Source organism: Erwinia sp. PPS120, from assembly GCF_047918655.1.
Lineage (GTDB): Bacteria > Pseudomonadota > Gammaproteobacteria > Enterobacterales > Enterobacteriaceae > Erwinia > Erwinia tasmaniensis_A.
In genome coordinates this window covers 1-1,402 of record NZ_JBLREF010000092.1, presented here as the reverse complement: position 1 = coordinate 1,402, position 1,402 = coordinate 1, and the positions used below count along the sequence as shown (strand labels likewise).

Below are 1,402 nucleotides of genomic sequence, written 5' to 3'. Positions count from 1 at the left end.
GCCCCCCCCCTAGATATGAGAACCAGTCTCGTGGGCTCGGAGATGTGTATAAGAGACAGGATATGGAGTGGATGAGTCAGGTTGAGCCCTTTACGGCGGGTAAAGCTGTATGGCATATGCATCCGGTGATGTTTTTGGATGCAATTGGCGCTAATGATGATGGTGTTACCTATAAAAAATTAAAAGTTATCTTCCCGCAGGCCACTGACTCCGATTTGAATACTGTCGTTGAGGAACTCCGCGGTAGATTGACAGAGTTTAAGCTGGATACCCCAACGAGATTACGACACTTCTTTTCACAAATTAAAGGAGAGGTTGGGCCGCGAATGATAGGCAAAACCGAAGGATTTCAATTCTCTCCAGCGACATTAAGAACCTTTAGTCTATATTACCGTGAACATCCGGCTGAGTCTGAAATTGATGGTTATGAAAAAAACGCGGCTGGGAAAATAATTCGCCGGGCTAATGAGCAGGCTATAGGTCGTAAGCATTACTTAAGATTAAATGGTAATAGACAAAGTAATCCAGGCGATGGCTATAACTTTAGAGGGCGAGGTTTAATTCAGATTACAGGCTATGAGAAATATCATGGGTTTATGATAGGGTATGATAAATATTGGCATGGGGCTGCTCCTGATACTATTTCTAATCCAGAAAAGATTAATGAAATGCCTTTTGCTATTCGAAGTGCATTATGGTTTTGGTTGCACTATGAAGTCTATTCACGTGATCATGGTAAAGGCTATAGTGATGTAGTTGGTGTCACAAATAGAGTCAATGGCGGGAACATGGGGTTAAGTGAACGCCAGGAAGCTTATAAATTATGTGAAAAGGTATTTTTATGAAGGTGTTTCGTGTGTTTTTAGTTGGTGTAATTATTTCGATTATGTCCACATGCTCCATGGCATCCGAGCAAGATGTCACTGAAATGATCTCATGCTCGTTACCTGGAAAAGTATCCAGAGAGGTTTTACTCTCTATAAATGATAAAACTAAAGAAATTACCTATACCTTTAAAAAGGAAGGTAAGGTTGAACTGAGTGTTTTATTTAATGAAGGGAATAAGCTAAAGCGCCTTACGGATAGTAAAATGGGAGTGGTATATTACGGATTTAATCGGGGTAAGTATGGTTATGTTATTGATATAATAAGCGGGGCTGAGAAGGAAGAGTATTCAATGACATTTGATGTCAAAAAAAATAATAAAATAATACAATCTAACGATTGCTTTCAAAATTCATTTAGAAGTGATGATATCCCGAATAACTATATAACTGACGTTCCTTATGTTGATAGTGATAATTTCATATTTCCGTAGATGTGCTGGAAGGACGAAGGATCTGGGGTGATGCGTTTACCAAAAGTGTAAATCGGTTTTCTGGGAGAAGATATCGCTCCTGCG

The 1,402-nt window shown here is 39.4% G+C and carries 2 protein-coding genes; both read left to right on the top strand.

Translation table 11 applies throughout. The features are described from left to right. Window positions 1–71: 71 nt before the first annotated feature. On the top strand, window positions 72–845 hold the full coding sequence (locus ACLRGG_RS21230) for a glycoside hydrolase family 19 protein (protein ID WP_416251570.1): 774 nt from the start codon (window positions 72–74) through the stop codon (window positions 843–845). After that, window positions 842–1,318: a hypothetical protein gene (locus ACLRGG_RS21225; protein ID WP_416251569.1), complete on the top strand. Its 477-nt coding sequence runs from the start codon at window positions 842–844 to the stop codon at window positions 1,316–1,318. Before ACLRGG_RS21230 ends, ACLRGG_RS21225 begins: the two co-directional genes overlap by 4 nt. Window positions 1,319–1,402: the final 84 nt, after the last annotated feature.